General features: G+C 49.6%; 20 protein-coding genes. 7 read left to right on the top strand and 13 right to left on the bottom strand.

The features are described 5' to 3' along the window. The first annotated feature begins 28 nt into the window (after window positions 1-28). Window positions 29-1,393, top strand: a complete 1,365-nt coding sequence (locus SPE70_RS12405; RefSeq protein ID WP_008804987.1) for a GntP family transporter — start codon at window positions 29-31, stop codon at window positions 1,391-1,393. A gap of 62 nt (window positions 1,394-1,455) precedes the next feature. Here the strand turns inward: SPE70_RS12405 and SPE70_RS12400 are convergent, their stop codons facing one another. After that, window positions 1,456-2,355 (bottom strand): helix-turn-helix domain-containing protein, encoded by a 900-nt coding sequence (locus SPE70_RS12400; protein ID WP_324726665.1) that lies wholly within the window; start codon window positions 2,353-2,355, stop codon window positions 1,456-1,458. Between the two features lie 309 nt (window positions 2,356-2,664). On the opposite strand from SPE70_RS12400, the gene kbvR reads away from it, so the two are divergent. Continuing rightward, window positions 2,665-3,276: a LuxR family transcriptional regulator KbvR gene (gene kbvR / locus SPE70_RS12395; RefSeq protein WP_022065601.1), complete on the top strand. Its 612-nt coding sequence runs from the start codon at window positions 2,665-2,667 to the stop codon at window positions 3,274-3,276. 28 nt (window positions 3,277-3,304) lie between these two features. On the opposite strand, the gene SPE70_RS12390 is transcribed toward kbvR, so the two are convergent. Beyond that, window positions 3,305-3,424: a small membrane protein gene (locus SPE70_RS12390; RefSeq protein ID WP_137036724.1), complete on the bottom strand. Its 120-nt coding sequence runs from the start codon at window positions 3,422-3,424 to the stop codon at window positions 3,305-3,307. 402 nt (window positions 3,425-3,826) lie between these two features. Here SPE70_RS12390 and SPE70_RS12385 point away from each other — a divergent pair, with 402 nt between their 5' ends. Continuing rightward, a complete protein-coding gene (locus SPE70_RS12385; RefSeq protein ID WP_008804990.1) occupies window positions 3,827-5,044 on the top strand; it encodes a diguanylate phosphodiesterase in 1,218 nt (405 codons plus the stop codon). 20 nt (window positions 5,045-5,064) lie between these two features. Here SPE70_RS12385 and SPE70_RS12380 read toward each other — a convergent pair whose 3' ends face one another. From SPE70_RS12380 to SPE70_RS12370, 3 genes are all read right to left on the bottom strand, one after another. After that, entirely contained in the window at window positions 5,065-5,577 is a 513-nt protein-coding gene (locus SPE70_RS12380) for a 2-oxo-tetronate isomerase (protein WP_012968286.1), read from the bottom strand. Between the two features lie 167 nt (window positions 5,578-5,744). Continuing rightward, window positions 5,745-6,218 carry an Hsp20 family protein gene (locus tag SPE70_RS12375; protein WP_012968287.1) on the bottom strand — a complete coding sequence of 158 codons (474 nt, stop codon included), beginning with the start codon at window positions 6,216-6,218 and terminating at the stop codon, window positions 5,745-5,747. Window positions 6,219-6,662: 444 nt separating this feature from the next. Next, the gene (locus SPE70_RS12370; RefSeq protein ID WP_224459612.1) at window positions 6,663-6,764 is read right to left on the bottom strand and encodes a hypothetical protein; all 102 of its coding nucleotides are present in this window, start codon (window positions 6,762-6,764) and stop codon (window positions 6,663-6,665) included. Between SPE70_RS12370 and SPE70_RS12365 the strand changes: the two genes are divergently transcribed. Together SPE70_RS12365 and SPE70_RS12360 are read left to right on the top strand one after the other, a co-directional pair. Further along, a complete protein-coding gene (locus SPE70_RS12365; RefSeq protein ID WP_272482055.1) occupies window positions 6,724-6,819 on the top strand; it encodes a YnaM/YnfT family protein in 96 nt (31 codons plus the stop codon). The genes SPE70_RS12370 and SPE70_RS12365 overlap by 41 nt on opposite strands. Window positions 6,820-7,247: 428 nt before the next feature. Next, window positions 7,248-7,877 (top strand): helix-turn-helix transcriptional regulator, encoded by a 630-nt coding sequence (locus SPE70_RS12360; protein WP_012968289.1) that lies wholly within the window; start codon window positions 7,248-7,250, stop codon window positions 7,875-7,877. Here the strand turns inward: SPE70_RS12360 and SPE70_RS26425 are convergent. Then, window positions 7,874-7,996, bottom strand: coding sequence for a small membrane protein (locus SPE70_RS26425; RefSeq protein WP_012541799.1), 123 nt, complete (start codon window positions 7,994-7,996; stop codon window positions 7,874-7,876). The genes SPE70_RS12360 and SPE70_RS26425 overlap by 4 nt on opposite strands. Before the next feature lie 349 nt (window positions 7,997-8,345). Further along, window positions 8,346-8,891, bottom strand: coding sequence for a GNAT family N-acetyltransferase (locus tag SPE70_RS12355; protein WP_012968290.1), 546 nt, complete (start codon window positions 8,889-8,891; stop codon window positions 8,346-8,348). Window positions 8,892-9,110: 219 nt separating this feature from the next. Between SPE70_RS12355 and SPE70_RS12350 the strand changes: the two genes are divergently transcribed. Then, the gene (locus SPE70_RS12350; RefSeq protein ID WP_012968291.1) at window positions 9,111-10,004 is read left to right on the top strand and encodes a LysR family transcriptional regulator; all 894 of its coding nucleotides are present in this window, start codon (window positions 9,111-9,113) and stop codon (window positions 10,002-10,004) included. Between the two features lie 10 nt (window positions 10,005-10,014). On the opposite strand, the gene SPE70_RS12345 is transcribed toward SPE70_RS12350, so the two are convergent. The 4 genes from SPE70_RS12345 to SPE70_RS12330 all read right to left on the bottom strand — a co-directional run bounded on the left by SPE70_RS12345 (window position 10,015) and on the right by SPE70_RS12330 (window position 12,799). Next, the gene (locus tag SPE70_RS12345; protein WP_012968292.1) at window positions 10,015-10,602 is read right to left on the bottom strand and encodes a LysE family translocator; all 588 of its coding nucleotides are present in this window, start codon (window positions 10,600-10,602) and stop codon (window positions 10,015-10,017) included. Between the two features lie 144 nt (window positions 10,603-10,746). Further along, window positions 10,747-11,436, bottom strand: a complete 690-nt coding sequence (locus tag SPE70_RS12340; RefSeq protein WP_012541806.1) for a VIT1/CCC1 transporter family protein — start codon at window positions 11,434-11,436, stop codon at window positions 10,747-10,749. Between the two features lie 53 nt (window positions 11,437-11,489). Next, window positions 11,490-12,071: a cytochrome b/b6 domain-containing protein gene (locus SPE70_RS12335; protein WP_008804998.1), complete on the bottom strand. Its 582-nt coding sequence runs from the start codon at window positions 12,069-12,071 to the stop codon at window positions 11,490-11,492. A 134-nt stretch (window positions 12,072-12,205) separates the two neighbouring features. After that, window positions 12,206-12,799 carry a TetR/AcrR family transcriptional regulator gene (locus SPE70_RS12330; protein WP_032754335.1) on the bottom strand — a complete coding sequence of 198 codons (594 nt, stop codon included), beginning with the start codon at window positions 12,797-12,799 and terminating at the stop codon, window positions 12,206-12,208. 169 nt (window positions 12,800-12,968) lie between these two features. Here SPE70_RS12330 and SPE70_RS12325 point away from each other — a divergent pair, with 169 nt between their 5' ends. Beyond that, window positions 12,969-13,862: an SDR family oxidoreductase gene (locus tag SPE70_RS12325; RefSeq protein ID WP_048293462.1), complete on the top strand. Its 894-nt coding sequence runs from the start codon at window positions 12,969-12,971 to the stop codon at window positions 13,860-13,862. Window positions 13,863-13,885: 23 nt separating this feature from the next. Here the strand turns inward: SPE70_RS12325 and SPE70_RS12320 are convergent, their stop codons facing one another. Together SPE70_RS12320 and SPE70_RS12315 are read right to left on the bottom strand one after the other, a co-directional pair. Further along, window positions 13,886-14,269, bottom strand: a complete 384-nt coding sequence (locus SPE70_RS12320; RefSeq protein ID WP_041165364.1) for a hypothetical protein — start codon at window positions 14,267-14,269, stop codon at window positions 13,886-13,888. A gap of 284 nt (window positions 14,270-14,553) precedes the next feature. Continuing rightward, window positions 14,554-15,465 (bottom strand): LysR family transcriptional regulator, encoded by a 912-nt coding sequence (locus SPE70_RS12315; protein WP_016160975.1) that lies wholly within the window; start codon window positions 15,463-15,465, stop codon window positions 14,554-14,556. Between the last annotated feature and the right edge of the window lie 66 nt (window positions 15,466-15,531).

The following is a 15,531-nucleotide window of genomic DNA, read 5'->3' as shown; positions in this document are numbered from 1 at the left end:
TACACCTGTTAATACCCGAGGCAAACCTATGTCGACATCGGCGCTGTTACTTATTGCGTTAGCCAGCGTAGTGCTGTTGCTCCTGTTGGTGATCAAAGCGAAAGCGCATCCTTTTGTGGCGCTCCTGATCGTCAGCCTGCTGGTGGCATTCGCCACCGGTATTCCGGCAGATAAAATTATTACCACCATTGAAAAAGGCATGGGCGGCCTGCTTGGTCACATCGCCAGCATTATTATTCTGGGCTCAATGCTGGGGGTGCTGATTGAAATGTCCGGCGGCGCCGAATCGCTGGCGAAAACGTTGACCGGCGTACTGGGTGCAAAACGGACCATTGCCGCCTTAACCATCGTGGCTTTTATTCTCGGCACGCCGGTCTTTTTTGAAGTCGGCTTTATCATCATCATTCCGTTAATTTACGGCTTCAGCAAAGTCGCCCACGTGTCGCCGCTGAAGTTTGGCCTGCCGATGGCCGGAGTGATGTTAACCGTGCACGTCGCGCTGCCCACCCACCCTGGCGCAGCGGCCGCGGCAGGCATTCTGCATAGCGATGTGGGCTGGCTGATGCTGGCGGGGATTGGAGTATCGATAGTCGTTGGTATCGTGGGTTATTTTGTCGCCCGGTTTATCAATCGGCGCCATTATCATCTGTCGATTAACGTGCTGGAACAGCAGCAAACAGCTGAAGTGCCAGACCTCTCCGTTAACGCGCAGCAGACCCGTCTGCCGCCGCCGAATGCGCTGGTTATCGGTGGACTGATCGTGGTGCCCATTATGCTGATTGTTTCCGGGACGCTGTGTCAGGCACTGCTGCTGCCGGAAAACGCGGTTCGCCAGCTGATGACCGTCATTGGTACTCCACCGGTCGCCCTGTTGATCTCCCTGGGCCTGGCCAGCTGGACGCTGGGCATCCGTCGGCGGATGAGCCTGAAAAAGCTGGGCGAAGTCACCGGCAGCGCGATCCCCTCGTCGGCGGACGTGATCCTCGTCGCCGGCGCCGGCGGCGCCTTTGGCGGCGTACTGGTCGCCTCCGGCATCGGCAATGCCTTAGCCGAGGCGCTGGAGACAATTCATCTGCCGCTGATGCCCGCCGCCTTCCTGCTCTCGCTGGTACTCCGGGCCTCGCAGGGATCGGCCACCGTGGCGATCCTCACCACCTCCGGTCTGCTGTCTCAGGCGGTCATCGGGCTGGATCCGATTCAGCTGGTGCTGGTAACGCTGGCGACTTGCTTCGGCTCGCTCGGGTTATCGCACGTCAACGATGCCGGGTTCTGGGTCGTCACGCGCTATCTCGGGCTCTCAGTGCCGGACGGGTTAAAAACCTGGACCGTATTGACGACCATCATGGGGGTGACGGGCTTTCTGATCACCTGGCTGCTGTGGTTTGTGTTGTGATATTCGTGAAAGGTGGCCACCGGGCCACCTTTATTTGTCATTTGTCATTTGTCATTTGTCAGTTAGCCGGGCGCTGACCGCGCTGTCACCTCACCAGACAGCATCACCGGAATAAAATAGCGTACGCGATAGCGCCTTTCCGCCGCTGGCCCACCTTCCGTATGACGCTCGAGAAAGCATTCAATGTCGACCCCCTCCCGGCGGCTTGCTCCCAGCGCTGGCAGCAACTCCATATACAGATCGCTGGATAAACGGGCGTAACGCGCCCAACTGCCATAGAATTCAACGCCAACATACAGCCCAGGCCTTGTCGTCAACGTGCTGTTCGTCGTTAGCGCGGGCAGCGCCCCTCGCTCCCGATGACAACCGACAAAAGCGTTAACCTCGACGTTAAGCTCATTGTTTCTCGCCGCATAATAATCGGATAACACAGAGAGACGGCCACCGCCGGCGGTAAAAAAACGGTCAACCTTTTGTCTGACAGCCGTCTTCGACGTGCTTTGCAATACCATATCCGACAGGCGCAGCTCATACTTCATTGGAGAGCCACGATAGACCCTCTCGGGCAGTGAACAGAAACGGGCCTGAGGCAGGCTCTCACCCTCCGGGTCGAATTTCTTTAACAGCAAAGCCGTGTCCCAGTGCACGGCGCAACGGTATTCCCGTGGCGAGAGCGAGAAGCGCTTCTTAAACTCCCGGGAAAAGGTCTGCGGCGAGTCATAGCTTAACTGCCAGGCAATGGCGGCGATCGGTTGCCGTGTTAATCGCAGACTCACCGCCGCGATGGTCAACCGCCGCAGCCGGATATACTGCCCGATGGGTAACTGACCATACTGATAAAACACCTCATAGACAAACCGGCGCGAATACCCCATATACTGCGCCAGGTCATCGATAGACGGGTTACAGTAGATATTATCTTCCAGCCACGCCAGCATTTTTAAATAGAGCATCTGCTTCATAGATACCGCATACTTCCTGTAGTCTTATCCTCCTCTAATTTTAACAACAGGCGGCGGACAGCACTAAGCTTTTTATGCACGGCAAAAATAAAAAAATAATTATCAGTGAAAAACCTAACAGACATATGTTTAACGTTTTGTTTATTAGGAACTTTCGTATGCTCACCTGCCGTTATCCCACTTTCTCCAGCGAATATTGCATTAGTGTAAAACATCCCTTAGATTATCTCGTCTAAAAATATTCGGCGCATTACCATTATATGTTTTAATTTATCCTGATATCATTTTAATACCCAACAGGGAAGTTATATGACGAATTTTTTGTTCAATATAAAAAATCACTATCTGCGGGTCGCGATTACCGAACTGGTCAATGAAACGATGCAGGCGTGCGAGCGATCGCATTATCAGTTTTCTCAGCAATGGAAGCCGGCGTCGATTGCACAAGCCGATGTCATATTCACGGAAATGGTGGCGGGAGAATGGTACTTATGCCATGAACTTTTACAGCACGCTACAGAGAATTATCAACTTTTTATTTTCCTGAATGATGAAGAGGTTACCGTCATCGATCACTTACCCAACTGTTTTAAGCATGCGGTATTTATACACCCGCACACCGCCGTTCATCTTCTTAAGGAGGTGATAGGTCATGCAATTCAACGCCCCTTAACGGAACAGCATGGCTCTCCCTTTAATCGTCTGCGTCGCTGCATAAATTGTCCCTGTAAGTCATTGAGCGACGCGCAAACCAAAGTCATCTACGCGTTCAGCATTGGCCTGAGTCCGCATGAAGTTGCCACTGTACTAAAAATTAGTCACAAAACGATCCATTCGCATAAAAAGAACATTATGAATAAGTTCCATTTAAAGAGTCGTCAGCAATTCAACAATCTTGTCCAGATACTCGCCAGACGTTAACCTCGTAAAATATTATTATGCTAACTCATTATCTTCTGGAACGGAAGACATAACGTCTTTTACGCCTCTCTTTAATATAGGAAATACCGCTCCACAAAGAAATAATGGGGCAAAAAATCAAACATAAAACAATAAGCAAATCACCCATGACAACCTCGAAAAATAAAAAGAATTTGATTGGCATAGATAATATTGACCTCATATTATCCATGCAAGCTCATTTCTTTTTTTCCAGAACACGTCATAGCGTGGTAGGATAATTCCTGACAGCCATTATTTAATCGCTAAGTTCAGTCTCCGCCCCCGAGTTTTAGAAGAAATGTATGGCCTGTTATTGTCTTTTAGCAACGATATTGAGAAAAAGATAGCTAAACATCCGATTCCCTGTAGAGTGGAGGGAATCACCATGTGAATCTCCCGTTCCGCGTAGCGGACATCACGGTTGGTTGAATGTCAGAAAATGCTGGCCTCCTCCTTGAGGGTATGGCCCTACCTCCCTATTTTCGCTCTGTACAGGCCATCGGGCTCTGCTACAGCGAACGGAATGACTATGCTAACCACCTTGATTTACCGCAGCCAGGTTGATCCAGCCCGGCCACTGACCGATCTTGACGCCCTTATTCATCGCGCCAGCGGAAAAAATATGCCCCTCGGGATAACCGGAATTCTGCTGTTTAATGGTCAGCAGTTTTTCCAGGTACTGGAAGGAAATGAGGAGATCCTCGAGTCGTTATTCAGCAAAATACAATTCGACCCACGACATCGCGATGTGGTGGAGCTGATGCGCGACTACTCGGCCTATCGCCGTTTTCGGGACGTCGGAATGCGGATGCTGGATCTCCGCTATCATGAGAATAATGCTGCGGTAGAAGAGATCCTGCGCTTCAGCACCTTTGGTGAAACTGAGCCGGTCAATGACCGCATGTTCAGACTGATTAGCGCCTTTATCGCCGACGGCGGGCGCTATTGCCTGCCCGAGTCTCTGCAGCCTTCTCGCTGGTCGATGACTCCCACAGTGGGCAATGCCTCGCCGCGCAACCTGACGGATCAGCCCTGCCAGTTCGCCCTGCAGGCCATCGTCGAGCCGGCCAAAAGGCGGGTCTCTTCCTTTGAAGCCCTGATCCGCAGCCCAACCGGCGGCTCACCCGTGGAAATGTTTGCCGCCATTGCGGCGGAAGATCGCTACCGTTTCGACCTTGAGAGCAAAGCGTTCGCCTTCTCTCTCGCCGCCCGCCTTCCGCTCGGCAAACAGCAGCTGGCGGTCAACCTGCTGCCGGGCTCGCTGTATAACCATCCTGACGCCGTAGGCTGGCTGATGGACAACCTGCTGGCGGCAGGTCTCAGGCCAGAACAGGTCTTGATCGAGGTGACTGAAACGGAGGTTATCTCCTGTTTCGACCAGTTCCGCAAAGTTCTCAAAGCGCTGCGCGTGGCCGGCATGAAGCTGGCCATCGACGATTTTGGCGCCGGTTACTCCGGTCTGTCGCTCCTGACCCGCTTTCAGCCTGATAAAATCAAAGTGGATGCGGAACTGGTGCGCGATATTCATATTAGCGGCACCAAACAGGCGATTGTCGCCTCGGTCGTGCGCTGCTGTGAAGATCTCGGCATCACCGTGGTCGCCGAGGGCGTCGAAACCATTGAGGAGTGGTGCTGGCTGCAGTCGGTAGGCATTCGCCTGTTTCAGGGATTTCTCTTTTCCCGCCCCTGCCTTAACGGCATCGGGGAGATCTGCTGGCCGGTAGCGCGCCAGGCAACGGACCTGTAAGGACGCGCACCCGGGCATCGTCATTGCCAGTGGGCAAGCTTTTCGCTCAGCGCCGCCAGGGCATATCGTACCGCTTTCGCCACCACGGTCTCACAGTCGCCGGCAAAGCACATCCGTTTGGTTTCAGTCTGGCCGCGAAAATTCCAGGCAAACCATACCGTGCCGGCGGGGGTACCATCTTCCCCGCCCTCCGGTCCCGCGTAGCCGCTGATGGCAATGGCGATATCGGCGTCAGCCATTGCCAGAATACCGGTCGACATCTCCTGGACGCACGCTTCGCTGACGGCGCTGTGTACCGCCAGGGTTTCCGCACGAACCTGCAGCACGTTTCGTTTGGCTTCATCGCTGAAAGTGACGACGCCGGTATCATAAAACGCCGCGGTATCCGCCTGAGCACAGAGCGCCGCCGCCAGATTGCCCCCGGTGCAGGACTCTGCCGTGGTTAGCCGCCAGCCCCGCGCAACCAGCATCTGAGCCACTTCCGCCGTCAGCGCTGAGGTCGGTTTTGCATCGTAACTCATCTCGTCTGTCATTCAGACCCCTCGCAAAATATCAAAGGAATAACAGCAGCATCGCGCCAGTTAAAAGAATAGCATATCGATTTCTCTCGTCGGCAGTAGACCGATCGCGTCAGTTTGGATGGAAAAATAAAGGCCCGCAGCGCGGGCCTTAACGAATACTCTTCTGAACTGTCGCCGAATCAGACCTTGTGTTCAATCACCCGGCCGTGACTCTCAATGGCAATTTTGCGCGGTTTTTCGCTTTCCGGGATCTCCTGATGGATAGTCACCTTTAAGATCCCACTATCCAGCTGTGCCTGATTAATCTGGGCATGTTCAGGAAGCGAGAAACTCAGCTGGAAATCAGCGCGGCGGATGCCTTTATATATCCAGCGCTGGCTACCGTCGGTCCCGGAATCAGTTTCTGCACGTTTGCCGGTAATATGCAGATTACCGCCGACGGTCTCTATTTCCAGTTCCTCATCTTTCCAGCCGGGCACGCTGACGCTGAGCAGGAAATTACTGTCATCTATTTTCTGCAAATCATAGGCCGGCAAGGCGCCCACCGGCGTATCGCCAGTTAACTGGCTGAAAAGACGGTCAATGCGGTTGAAACGATCGGCAAAAAGAGAATCAGCGAAAACAGGGAGTGCTGACAAGGTTTTGAGTGCCATAATTAACCTCCTGAATATCCATTCAAAAGCTCAACATAAAGGCAAGCATTGCTTGTCCGCTATATAAAATAATATCTGCAGTGCATTTTTCAAGAGCGAAAATAAAATTTTTTATCACTCGCCACAGGAAAAAATAACCAGGCCGGGTGGCAGAGTGGCCCCCGCCCGACGGCGGGGGCAGTGGCGCTTCTGAGTCCCATAACTGATGCTGTTTAACATTCAATAAACAGAAGCGACATGTATATATAACTTGGTCAAAGGGATGTCAACGCCCGAATCGCTCCCCCCTTGCCGTTGTGTATTCTCCACTTGAACAGCGCGTTTAGCAACACGGCTGCCTGTCAGGATCACCTTGCCAACAGCGGCGCTTCGACGTGGCATTCGCCTTGTTGCCGTCAACCGGACGCCGCTGGTGAAAATATACCCGGCAAGGTAAGGAACCTTTCATCCGACACCGTGCCTAATGATCTGCATACGCACTTTCTGAGGCACCACCATGACCGGCATTTTTATCTCCACCACCCTGTTCGCCCTCTTCGCGTCGATGTTGATCGGCCTGGGGATGGTCTGGAAAGGCATTTCTAACAACCCCGATAACTGATTCTTTTGTACGCCGTTGCTGTTCACCCTCCGCAGCGGCGGGACAATACCTCGCTCCCTTTTTGTCAAAGACAACTCCTGGCTTCGCTCAGGCGCGATCTCATCGAGGATCCGCGCCTGCACAACGTATTTTTGAAATAGCAATTCACACAGTGAATAAATTACTTTGATTAATATATTTGAGACCAGAATTAACGCATGCAATATAAGCAATTTAAGCAGTTTGTGCCAAATTGCCGACAACTTCTATGCGACTCATATACGTAACCCACTGATTTTAAAAATCTTATATCATCCGCACAGCAATAAGTCCAATTTTGGACTTATTGCTTTTGTTTGTTATTAGAAATATCCTAAGCCCATATTCGCAAAACAAATTTGCTTCAAAGAATTTTATTAACCTTAATCCATTTCGCGTTCATCATCACTATGCCTGATTTTTTAATTAACACTGAAAATATTTATCTGAAACGGGGAATTTGCGAGCTACTGATCGAGATCGCAATCGAAGAAAATATCTGTACGCCCTTTTCCCTTCACGAATATTCATCTGACATCATTAGCCAGACTGATGTGCTTTTTACGGAAATGGAAACCGGTGAACATTACCTGTGTCACCCGTACTTCAAGAAGATACCGCAACAGACGCCTGTCTTTGTTTTTGTCCCCAGCGACAGCTGTGCACGGGTTGACCGTTTGCCGCTTTGTCTGCGTGATGCCTGTTTTATCAGTATCAACGCCGATCTCAGCAGCATTAAAAAGCAAATTGCAAACCGTCTGACGGCATTAAGTAAACCCGTCGCTGGGGGGGCGGAAAAAGACAGCAGACGCTGCCTTAAATGCCCGCGACTAACATTGACCAAATCGCAGCTTTATATTATCGATGCGATAAAAACGGGAATGAACAATCAACAGATAGCGCAAGAGCTGGGCATCAGCCATAAGACGGTTTTTTCACACAAAATAAACATCATGAAAAAATTCCAGATTGATACTAAGCAAGAGCTGGCGCGATTCTCGGCCATCGCTCTTGCGCTATCCTCAATAGCAACCCATTAACGCCGGGTTTTGTTAAAACGCATCTTAAGCTTCCTTCTGTCTTTAACATATGACAGACCACAAAATAATGATGTTAACAATAATACCACCGCCAGGGCTAATAGCAGAAAATTACTCATACACGACCTTTTCAGAGATAAAGATGATTATCAAATAATACGGGGTATAAGTTTTCAAAAACAACTATCCCTCAGCCATTTCAGATTAAGGTAAGACCTTGTGCGATAATTCTGAAAATGAATAAAGCTGAAGAAATTATTTTTATTATTACGCGCGCATTTAGCGAATAAAAATCACATCGCTGCACGGGGTGAACCGGGCGTGACGCGCAGCGGTTACTCCCATAATACCAGCATAAAATTGGGGGCGGATGTCTAAGAGTATCTTCGTGGGCATGCCAGCAGGTTTTGCCGGAAAGATCGCCCAAGGCGACCGCGTCATTACCCGTCACCAGGGTTAACCTAAACGTTATGTACAGCCACTGATCTGGCTTAACCACTCGTTTAACGTCAATGAATAAAGCAGGCTCGGCGGTGCATCTTTTACATCAGCAATATCGTTAATGTACCTCATCCCGGCTTTCTCGAGAACTTTCTGCGAAGCCAGATGGTTAGCCCGGACAACCGCTGACATCTCCGCAAGTTTAAGCACCTCGAAGCCATATCTCATCGCGCCAATCGCAAACTCGGTGGCCAGGCCTTTTCCCCATGCCTCAGTAGAAAACCGATATCCAAGATTGTTAATGGTGACATCGTTATAACTGCGTAGACTGACGCCACCAAAGCCAATGATGTGTTCAGGGGTATTGCGCATTGATATTGCCCAATTTCCGAATCCGTGCGTTTGCCAGTGCGCGAGCCAGCGCCGCAGGACGACTTCCGCATAGTCTATATTCGGGTACGGTCCTGCGGGGTTGAAGGTATTGGTCGCGGGATCGCCATAAATTCGGTACAGATCGTCGACATCGGAAGCCATGACCGGGCGAAGATGCAAACGATGGGTATCAATGTGCAAACTTACCTCCTGACGGGGAATATTACCGATGATGCTTCGAGGATTTCTGCCTGCCCATTGAAGCACAAATCTCCATACCGGGAAACCGGTTAGCCAGCGTTGAGAAGCATTTGAAAAATTATGCTGCCGATGATGAAAATAGGATATGTTAATTCTATGATGGATTAACGCTTTTGCTGGCTCCACGCCCAGCATTACTGAGTGAACACAGGACTGTAAATGATCGATGACATCCGCTACCTGATAGTATTTGCCAAAATTGTAGAACGAGGTTCTATCTCAGGTGGCGCCGCAGCGTTAGGCCTGACGACCGCAACAGCAAGCACACATTTATCCAGACTTGAGAAAAACCTCAATAGCGCCTTGCTGTACAGAAATACGCGGAAAATTTCTCTAACCCAGGATGGCATCAGTTTGCTGGAGACCGCCAGATCGATGCTGGAGCTGTATGAAAAGGGCGTCATTGAATTTAAACAACGCTCTATCTCTACCGTCGGCAAGCTGCGCATTTCCCTCCCTGCTGTTTTTTTAAACGGTCCATTCACCCGCCATCTGGCGAATTTTATCAAAGAAAACCCGGATATTTCCCTGAGTATTTCTTATAGTGATCTGCGCGAGGACATCATCGCCGATAGCATTGATGTCGCCTTCCGTATTGGCGAACTCCCGGACAGTTCACTCAAAGCAAGACACCTATTTGTTCTACCACGACAACTGGTGGCGTCTAAGGACTTGCTCATGCAGCACCACCCCATTAAGCATCCCGTTGAGTTGGGATCCCTGCCGTGGATTGGGTTAACAATGAGAGAGAACATCCGAGAGTTCAGGCATAAAAACGGCGAACTGGCGGTCATTAAGTATGCTCCTATGGTATGCGTTGATAACATTGAAGCTGCCTATGTCCTTGCCAAACAGAACATAGGGCTTGCCGTACCTCCCCGTTTCCTCTGCGAAAATGATGTTAAACTCGGGGAGATGCATGAAGTACTTCCTGACTGGTCATTAGAACCGCTAAAAGTTTATGCCATTTGGCCCGCCAATATATCAACCAGCAGCGCCGCCTATAAACTAATTAATTACATTTATAACGCTATGGAACAACATAAGCTTTGAACAGCTAAAATCATTGTGGGTAGAGCATATAACATGCGATAACGCATAAAAACCCGCCCATCAATAAATTAAAGATACGCATTTGTGCCCTTCCCTGAAGAAACGTTGACATTTTATCACCGAATATTGCCCAAATTGATAATGAGATATAACAGATAAAAAAGTAAATAATAATGAATAGTATTAGGGGCAGACTGGTTGATGGCTCAGAAAACAAGGTAGTTCCAGAGGTACAGGCAGCCCAGGCTTTTGGGTTGAACCATTGCATTAACACTCCCTGAACAAATCCGGGTGCATTTCCTTTTTTTAATGACCAATCAGGTTGCGATGTGGCAATTTTATAGCCCTGATACAGTATAAAAATCGAGCCGAGAACATTTAGGTATTTAAAAAATGATGGGTGCGAGGCAATGACTGTGTATAACCCAAAACTAACAAAGATAAGCAACAGGGTGAAACCCAGAGTCGCACCGGATACGAAGGCGAATGTTTTTCTAAAGCCATGCATAACACCTGAAGAGATAATGACCATATTGACTGGCCCGGGCGAAAACGACAGAGCCAGAGAATACAGAAACATAGTAGCCATCAAAACCATTTTTTCGTCCACGTTGCCAATGAAAGATATCGTTGTAGCGAGATTTATATAACAAGTTATTTCGCTATATTTAAAGACTACCCCGATATGGACGTTAGATTAAATAGCTCATTCTCTAAAGGTGTGTTTGATAATTTAGCAATTTTACAGCAGTACCTGCCCGGCTATGCGCCCAATCCCCATCGAAAAAAGCATGGCCAGCGTGCTCCAGAACGTAATTCTGCTGATAGCTCTGACAGGCGGTGCGTTACTCACCACGGAAGAGAAATAGCCAAGAGCAGCCAGTGAACAGAGAGTGGATAGGAAAATCGCGATAACAGTCAGTTTTGCTGGCGATAGCACTGCAACGATCAAGGGTAACCCCGCCCCGGCTGAAAAACTCACGGCCGAAAAAATGGCCGCCTGCAAAGGTCGCGCAGAATGAGTATCCGTTAATCCCAACTCTTCGCGGGCATGAGCCTCCAGGGCGTCTTTGGCCATGAGCTGTTCTGCAACCTGGCGGGCAAGCGCAGGCTCCACTCCGCGTTGGATATAAAGAGACGTCAGCTCCCGAACCTCTCCCTGATAATCTGCGTCCAGCTCACTTTTTTCCTCGGCAAGCGCGGCGGTTTCCGTATCCGCCTGGGATGATACCGAAACATATTCCCCTGTTGCCATCGACATGGCTCCCGCAACCAGCCCGGCGACACCGGCCAGCAACACGCCCGAAGGGCTGGTATTTGCAGACGCCACGCCGAGCACCAGGCTGGCGGTTGAGACAATCCCGTCATTCGCTCCCAGGACCGCCGCCCTTAACCAACCGACGCTTTCAATGCTGTGTCGTTCAAGATGCATGCCTTTTTCCTTTTAATACGCACCCTCATCGGGATTAGCGAGAGACCAGAACCTTATCCAACAACGGGATGTTTCTTTTGACTGCGAAAGGTGAGGAAGATATGCAGCAATCCCATCGCACCATGTGCCCAGAAATAGGTTTCAATGAACACCGTCAGAAATTTATGCAAATGCAGGACCGCTTCTGCCAGCGCCGTTGACGTCCCTGGCGCGGTGTCCAGTACAAACCAGAGCCCTCCACAGAGTGCGACCGCCAACAAAGCAAGTACGCCAAGCCCCTGGATCATCGCCGCTATGCCACCGGCATGTGCTTCAGGAAGACGAAATGTCATTAGCATTTTAATGTCTTCAACTACACCGCGAAAATCAAGGGACGACCAGGCAAAATAGTAACGAAACCCACGTTGTTTAAGCATCCATACCAGCATCACTACACCAAGAACCATCAGCGCGAATCCAGAGATAACATGGAACCATGTCACGACTCCGGTCAGAGTTACGTCGCGAAGCGCCTCACTTTCGGTGAGATTAGAGCTAATGATCTGCAGCAGAATCAGGGTGGCGACAATAATATGCAGCATGCGGAAAAAAGGGGTGTCTTTATGCGGAAGCGCATTGCGAAGTTGTTCGTTCATTATTTGGCCATTTTATGAGGGAATCGGCCACATCAGTATTGCGTCTGTTTGTTAACGCAACCTTAACGCCTTGATGTTGAAGTGCACTGAATGATGTATGAATAAAAGGCAAACCATACCGGCTATCTCAGCAGCTAATCACCATGGATATCATCGCCAGCGCGGATACCTTTGAGAAACAGCTTAACCAGTCTTTGAGTCTGCAATAAATCTCCCTTCGCGGCAGGTGCACATAACAGGGCTATCCCTCTCAGGGTATCAGTCGCCAGCGTGTTATCGCGGATATTCCCTGTCACATGCGGTAGTAATTTCTCCAGCGACGAAACGAGGCGGGTTTCAAAATACGCGGGGAGATCGGCATAAGCCGATTCACCAGAATGGAGTACGCTGGCAAGACCTCGTTTGGTAACGATGAGCTGGACATAAAGCGCGATCCACCGCTCCAGTGCTTCGCAGGAAGAAAATTCCTGACACAGACGTTCTGCCGCCATCGCACATTCATCCACTTCGTTGCGAAATACTGCCGCAATAAGGTCAGCACGATGAGGAAAGTGGCGGTACAGCGTCCCCACCCCAATCCCTGCCTCTCTGGCAATATCCTTCATCGGAACCATGACGCCCTTTTCTCTGAACAGAGTGGATGCTGTTTTCAGCAACTGCTCATGATTACGTCTGGCATCCGCCCGGGCACCTCTTTTTCCGCCATCGTCAGAAATCACTTTTTTCACCCTTCATCTCTTAGCCAATAGAAAAATGGGCTCTCAAATTAAAACGGAACCTCATTCCGTTTGCACGCTATACTTATATGCGCGATAGACACCCTTCGGACCCGTTGGAAAATTTTTTCGCATCCAGAGTCCAGGACCATCATCTCATTGGGCGATGAGGAATGTAATTATGAAGATACTTTTAACCGGCGCGACAGGCTTCATTGGTTCTTATCTTCTACCAGAACTTCTGCGCAATGGACACGAGGTCATCGGCCTGACACGCACTGGTAAAGGGGCGAAGACGTTAGAGGCGGCCGGAGCCACAGCAATATTTGGCGAGTTAACTGACCTGAAAAGCCTGCGCGATGCCACGAACTCCGTCGATGGGGTTATCCACACCGCTTTCAATCATGATTTTTCAAAACTTAAAGAGAACAGTGAAATTGATCGCAGGGTTATCGAAACATTGGGTGAGGCGCTGGCCGGAAGCCAGCGGCCACTGGTGGTCTCTTCCGGAACAGGTCTTGTAGACCGTAGCAGAATCCATGGACTTGCTCGTGAAACTGATAAACCTGTCTCCTCCGCCTTATTTCCTCGTGCAGCGACAGAAGAAGCCGCTGACTCAATGCTGGCCAAAGGGGTAAACATTATCGTGGTTCGTTTGTCTCAAGTGCATGATACTGAGCACCAGGGCCGGCTGGCAGAACATATTCGTATTGCCCGGGAAAAAGGCTTTGTGGCTTATGTAGGACAAGGAGAAAATCGGCTTTCCGCTGTTCATGTCACGGATGCGGCAAGACTCTACCGACTGGCGCTGGAAAAGGGTGAAACCGGTGCACATTACCATGCAGTGGCGGAAGAAGGCGTCCCTATGCATGCCATCGCAGCACAGCTTGCTGAAAGTCTGAGTTTACCTGTACGCTCAATCAGCACTGAGGAAGTTGAAGCCTATTTTAGCTGGATAGCGGCACTGGCTCATGTTGATCTTGGTGCTTCAGGCAAAGCTACCCAGACTCATCTGGGTTGGTTACCGGACGGACCTGGTTTGCTTGAAGACTTACGTAATATGAATAAAGGCTAAACAGAGCATCTTCAACCAAAAGTCTAAGCCTTCAACACACGAATTAATAATCGACCTGTTGAAGGGTCTCTCCTGTGAACGCGCACAGCGTGTGCTTTAAAAACAGGCATATAGCTTTTCCTGAATAAAGGGAGAAACACAAGCAACAGAATTCCTGCGCCAAATGCAGCCAAGCCATGTAACCAGTCAATCATAGTCAGCGGAATGATGAACAGGCAGTAGTGCAAAACACAGAATACTGTCGTGCATGTCTTCGCCCATCCAGGGACTAAAACATTTGGATCCGCTTCGTAAAATTTACTCTTTCTGAGAATGTCCTCAGAGGCTATCCGCATGCCTACGAACCAGAACAAAGGCAGGTACGTCGCTGAAAATAGAGACAGCACAATAATATTCCAATCAGACACTCGCGCACTTCCTTATTCATTGCTTCCCTGGATAAAAATCATTAGCGCGAATATATCATTTTAACGATATAACCCACGCTATAGACGGCTTTATTTCATCTGGCATAATACACTACGATGAGAAACATACCGAGCAATCTTATGCAAAGTCAAGATTAAAAAGGGACGCACGTTCGGGAGTGTTCAGGAACAAAGGCGAATTATTACGTATTATCAACGTCAGATGGTGCCTCTCTGCCACCGACGCGGCATTCGGTCAACCGTAGCCGCGTACAATTCATTATTTATTCAAGGTTCAATGCGTAGAGTGATGCACTGAAATTTTTCAATAAAAAATCAACGTATAAACGGATTTTTGGTAACTGTTGACGGTTTGCAAAGGTCAATATATGCACTGGCTTAGCTAATGGTTGAAATTCAGACATCAGAGGCAGCAGTCGGCCATGTTGCAAATCTTCAGCCAACAGGATCTCGGGTTGCATAATAATTCCCAATCCATTCAATGCTGCCCTTCGCAATGCTTCCCCATTGTTACAGGTCATCGTGATGTTTACCGGAGCTCTGACAGGTTTGCCTTCCCTCTGAAGTGTCCATTCATTCGCTGCAATGGGATGGGCAAACCCAAGACATCGATGATGGCATAACTCTTCAGGTGTTATGGGTTCCCCTGCCCGTTTTATATAGGCCGGAGATGCACACATGACTGAGCGATATGGCGCTATCGGACGGGCAACAAGTGTATTAACATGCAGGAGCTCACCAATCTTAATCATGACATCTAAACCTTCATCTGCCATATCCATCGATTTATCGCTCAGCACCAGGTCTACTGCCATATCAGTCCATTCAATAAGAAACTGAGCAGTAACAGGCGAAAGCGCATGGACACCAAAGGAGACTGGGCAACCTACTCTCAGTTTTCCACGTGGCTTCTGGTGAAGAGCAAATGCCTGTGACTCGCTATCTTCAATATCAGCTAATATCCGGCGGCAACTCTGATAATAACCCTGACCAAAATCGGTCAGACTTTGCCGACGCGTTGTGCGATTAAGTAAGCGAACGCCGAGATGTTCCTCTAACGCTTTGATATGCAGCCCAACCATGGTTCCGCTGATTCGCATCTCTTCAGCAACAGCGCTAAAGCTGCCCCTGTCCACGACGCGGACAAACACCGCCATACTTTCCAGTTTATTCACTATTATCAAGCCTGGCTTGTTAAAGATAAAAACATAACGCTGTTTATCAAATTTCACCAGCGGGTT

Origin of the sequence: Klebsiella sp. ZJOU C1, assembly GCF_035620215.1 — a bacterium.
GTDB lineage: Bacteria > Pseudomonadota > Gammaproteobacteria > Enterobacterales > Enterobacteriaceae > Klebsiella > Klebsiella variicola.
The sequence above is the reverse complement of the archived record's forward strand: the minus strand, read 5'-3'. Positions and strand labels throughout refer to the sequence as shown.

Excerpts from the sequence above, each read along its gene's own strand:
- SPE70_RS12400 (WP_324726665.1), bottom strand. The coding sequence starts at position 2,355 with ATGAAGCAGATGCTCTATTTAAAAATGCTGGCGTGGCTGGAAGATAAT.
- SPE70_RS12390 (WP_137036724.1), bottom strand. The coding sequence starts at position 3,424 with ATGGGTGATTTGCTTATTGTTTTATGTTTGATTTTTTGCCCCATTATT.
- SPE70_RS12360 (WP_012968289.1), top strand. The coding sequence starts at position 7,248 with ATGCCTGATTTTTTAATTAACACTGAAAATATTTATCTGAAACGGGGA.
- SPE70_RS12375 (WP_012968287.1), bottom strand. The coding sequence starts at position 6,218 with ATGGCACTCAAAACCTTGTCAGCACTCCCTGTTTTCGCTGATTCTCTT.
- SPE70_RS26425 (WP_012541799.1), bottom strand. The coding sequence starts at position 7,996 with ATGAGTAATTTTCTGCTATTAGCCCTGGCGGTGGTATTATTGTTAACA.
- SPE70_RS12380 (WP_012968286.1), bottom strand. The coding sequence starts at position 5,577 with ATGACAGACGAGATGAGTTACGATGCAAAACCGACCTCAGCGCTGACG.
- kbvR (WP_022065601.1), top strand. The coding sequence starts at position 2,665 with ATGACGAATTTTTTGTTCAATATAAAAAATCACTATCTGCGGGTCGCG.
- SPE70_RS12385 (WP_008804990.1), top strand. The coding sequence starts at position 3,827 with ATGCTAACCACCTTGATTTACCGCAGCCAGGTTGATCCAGCCCGGCCA.
- SPE70_RS12345 (WP_012968292.1), bottom strand. The coding sequence starts at position 10,602 with ATGGTTTTGATGGCTACTATGTTTCTGTATTCTCTGGCTCTGTCGTTT.
- SPE70_RS12325 (WP_048293462.1), top strand. The coding sequence starts at position 12,969 with ATGAAGATACTTTTAACCGGCGCGACAGGCTTCATTGGTTCTTATCTT.
- SPE70_RS12340 (WP_012541806.1), bottom strand. The coding sequence starts at position 11,436 with ATGCATCTTGAACGACACAGCATTGAAAGCGTCGGTTGGTTAAGGGCG.
- SPE70_RS12350 (WP_012968291.1), top strand. The coding sequence starts at position 9,111 with ATGATCGATGACATCCGCTACCTGATAGTATTTGCCAAAATTGTAGAA.
- SPE70_RS12405 (WP_008804987.1), top strand. The coding sequence starts at position 29 with ATGTCGACATCGGCGCTGTTACTTATTGCGTTAGCCAGCGTAGTGCTG.
- SPE70_RS12335 (WP_008804998.1), bottom strand. The coding sequence starts at position 12,071 with ATGAACGAACAACTTCGCAATGCGCTTCCGCATAAAGACACCCCTTTT.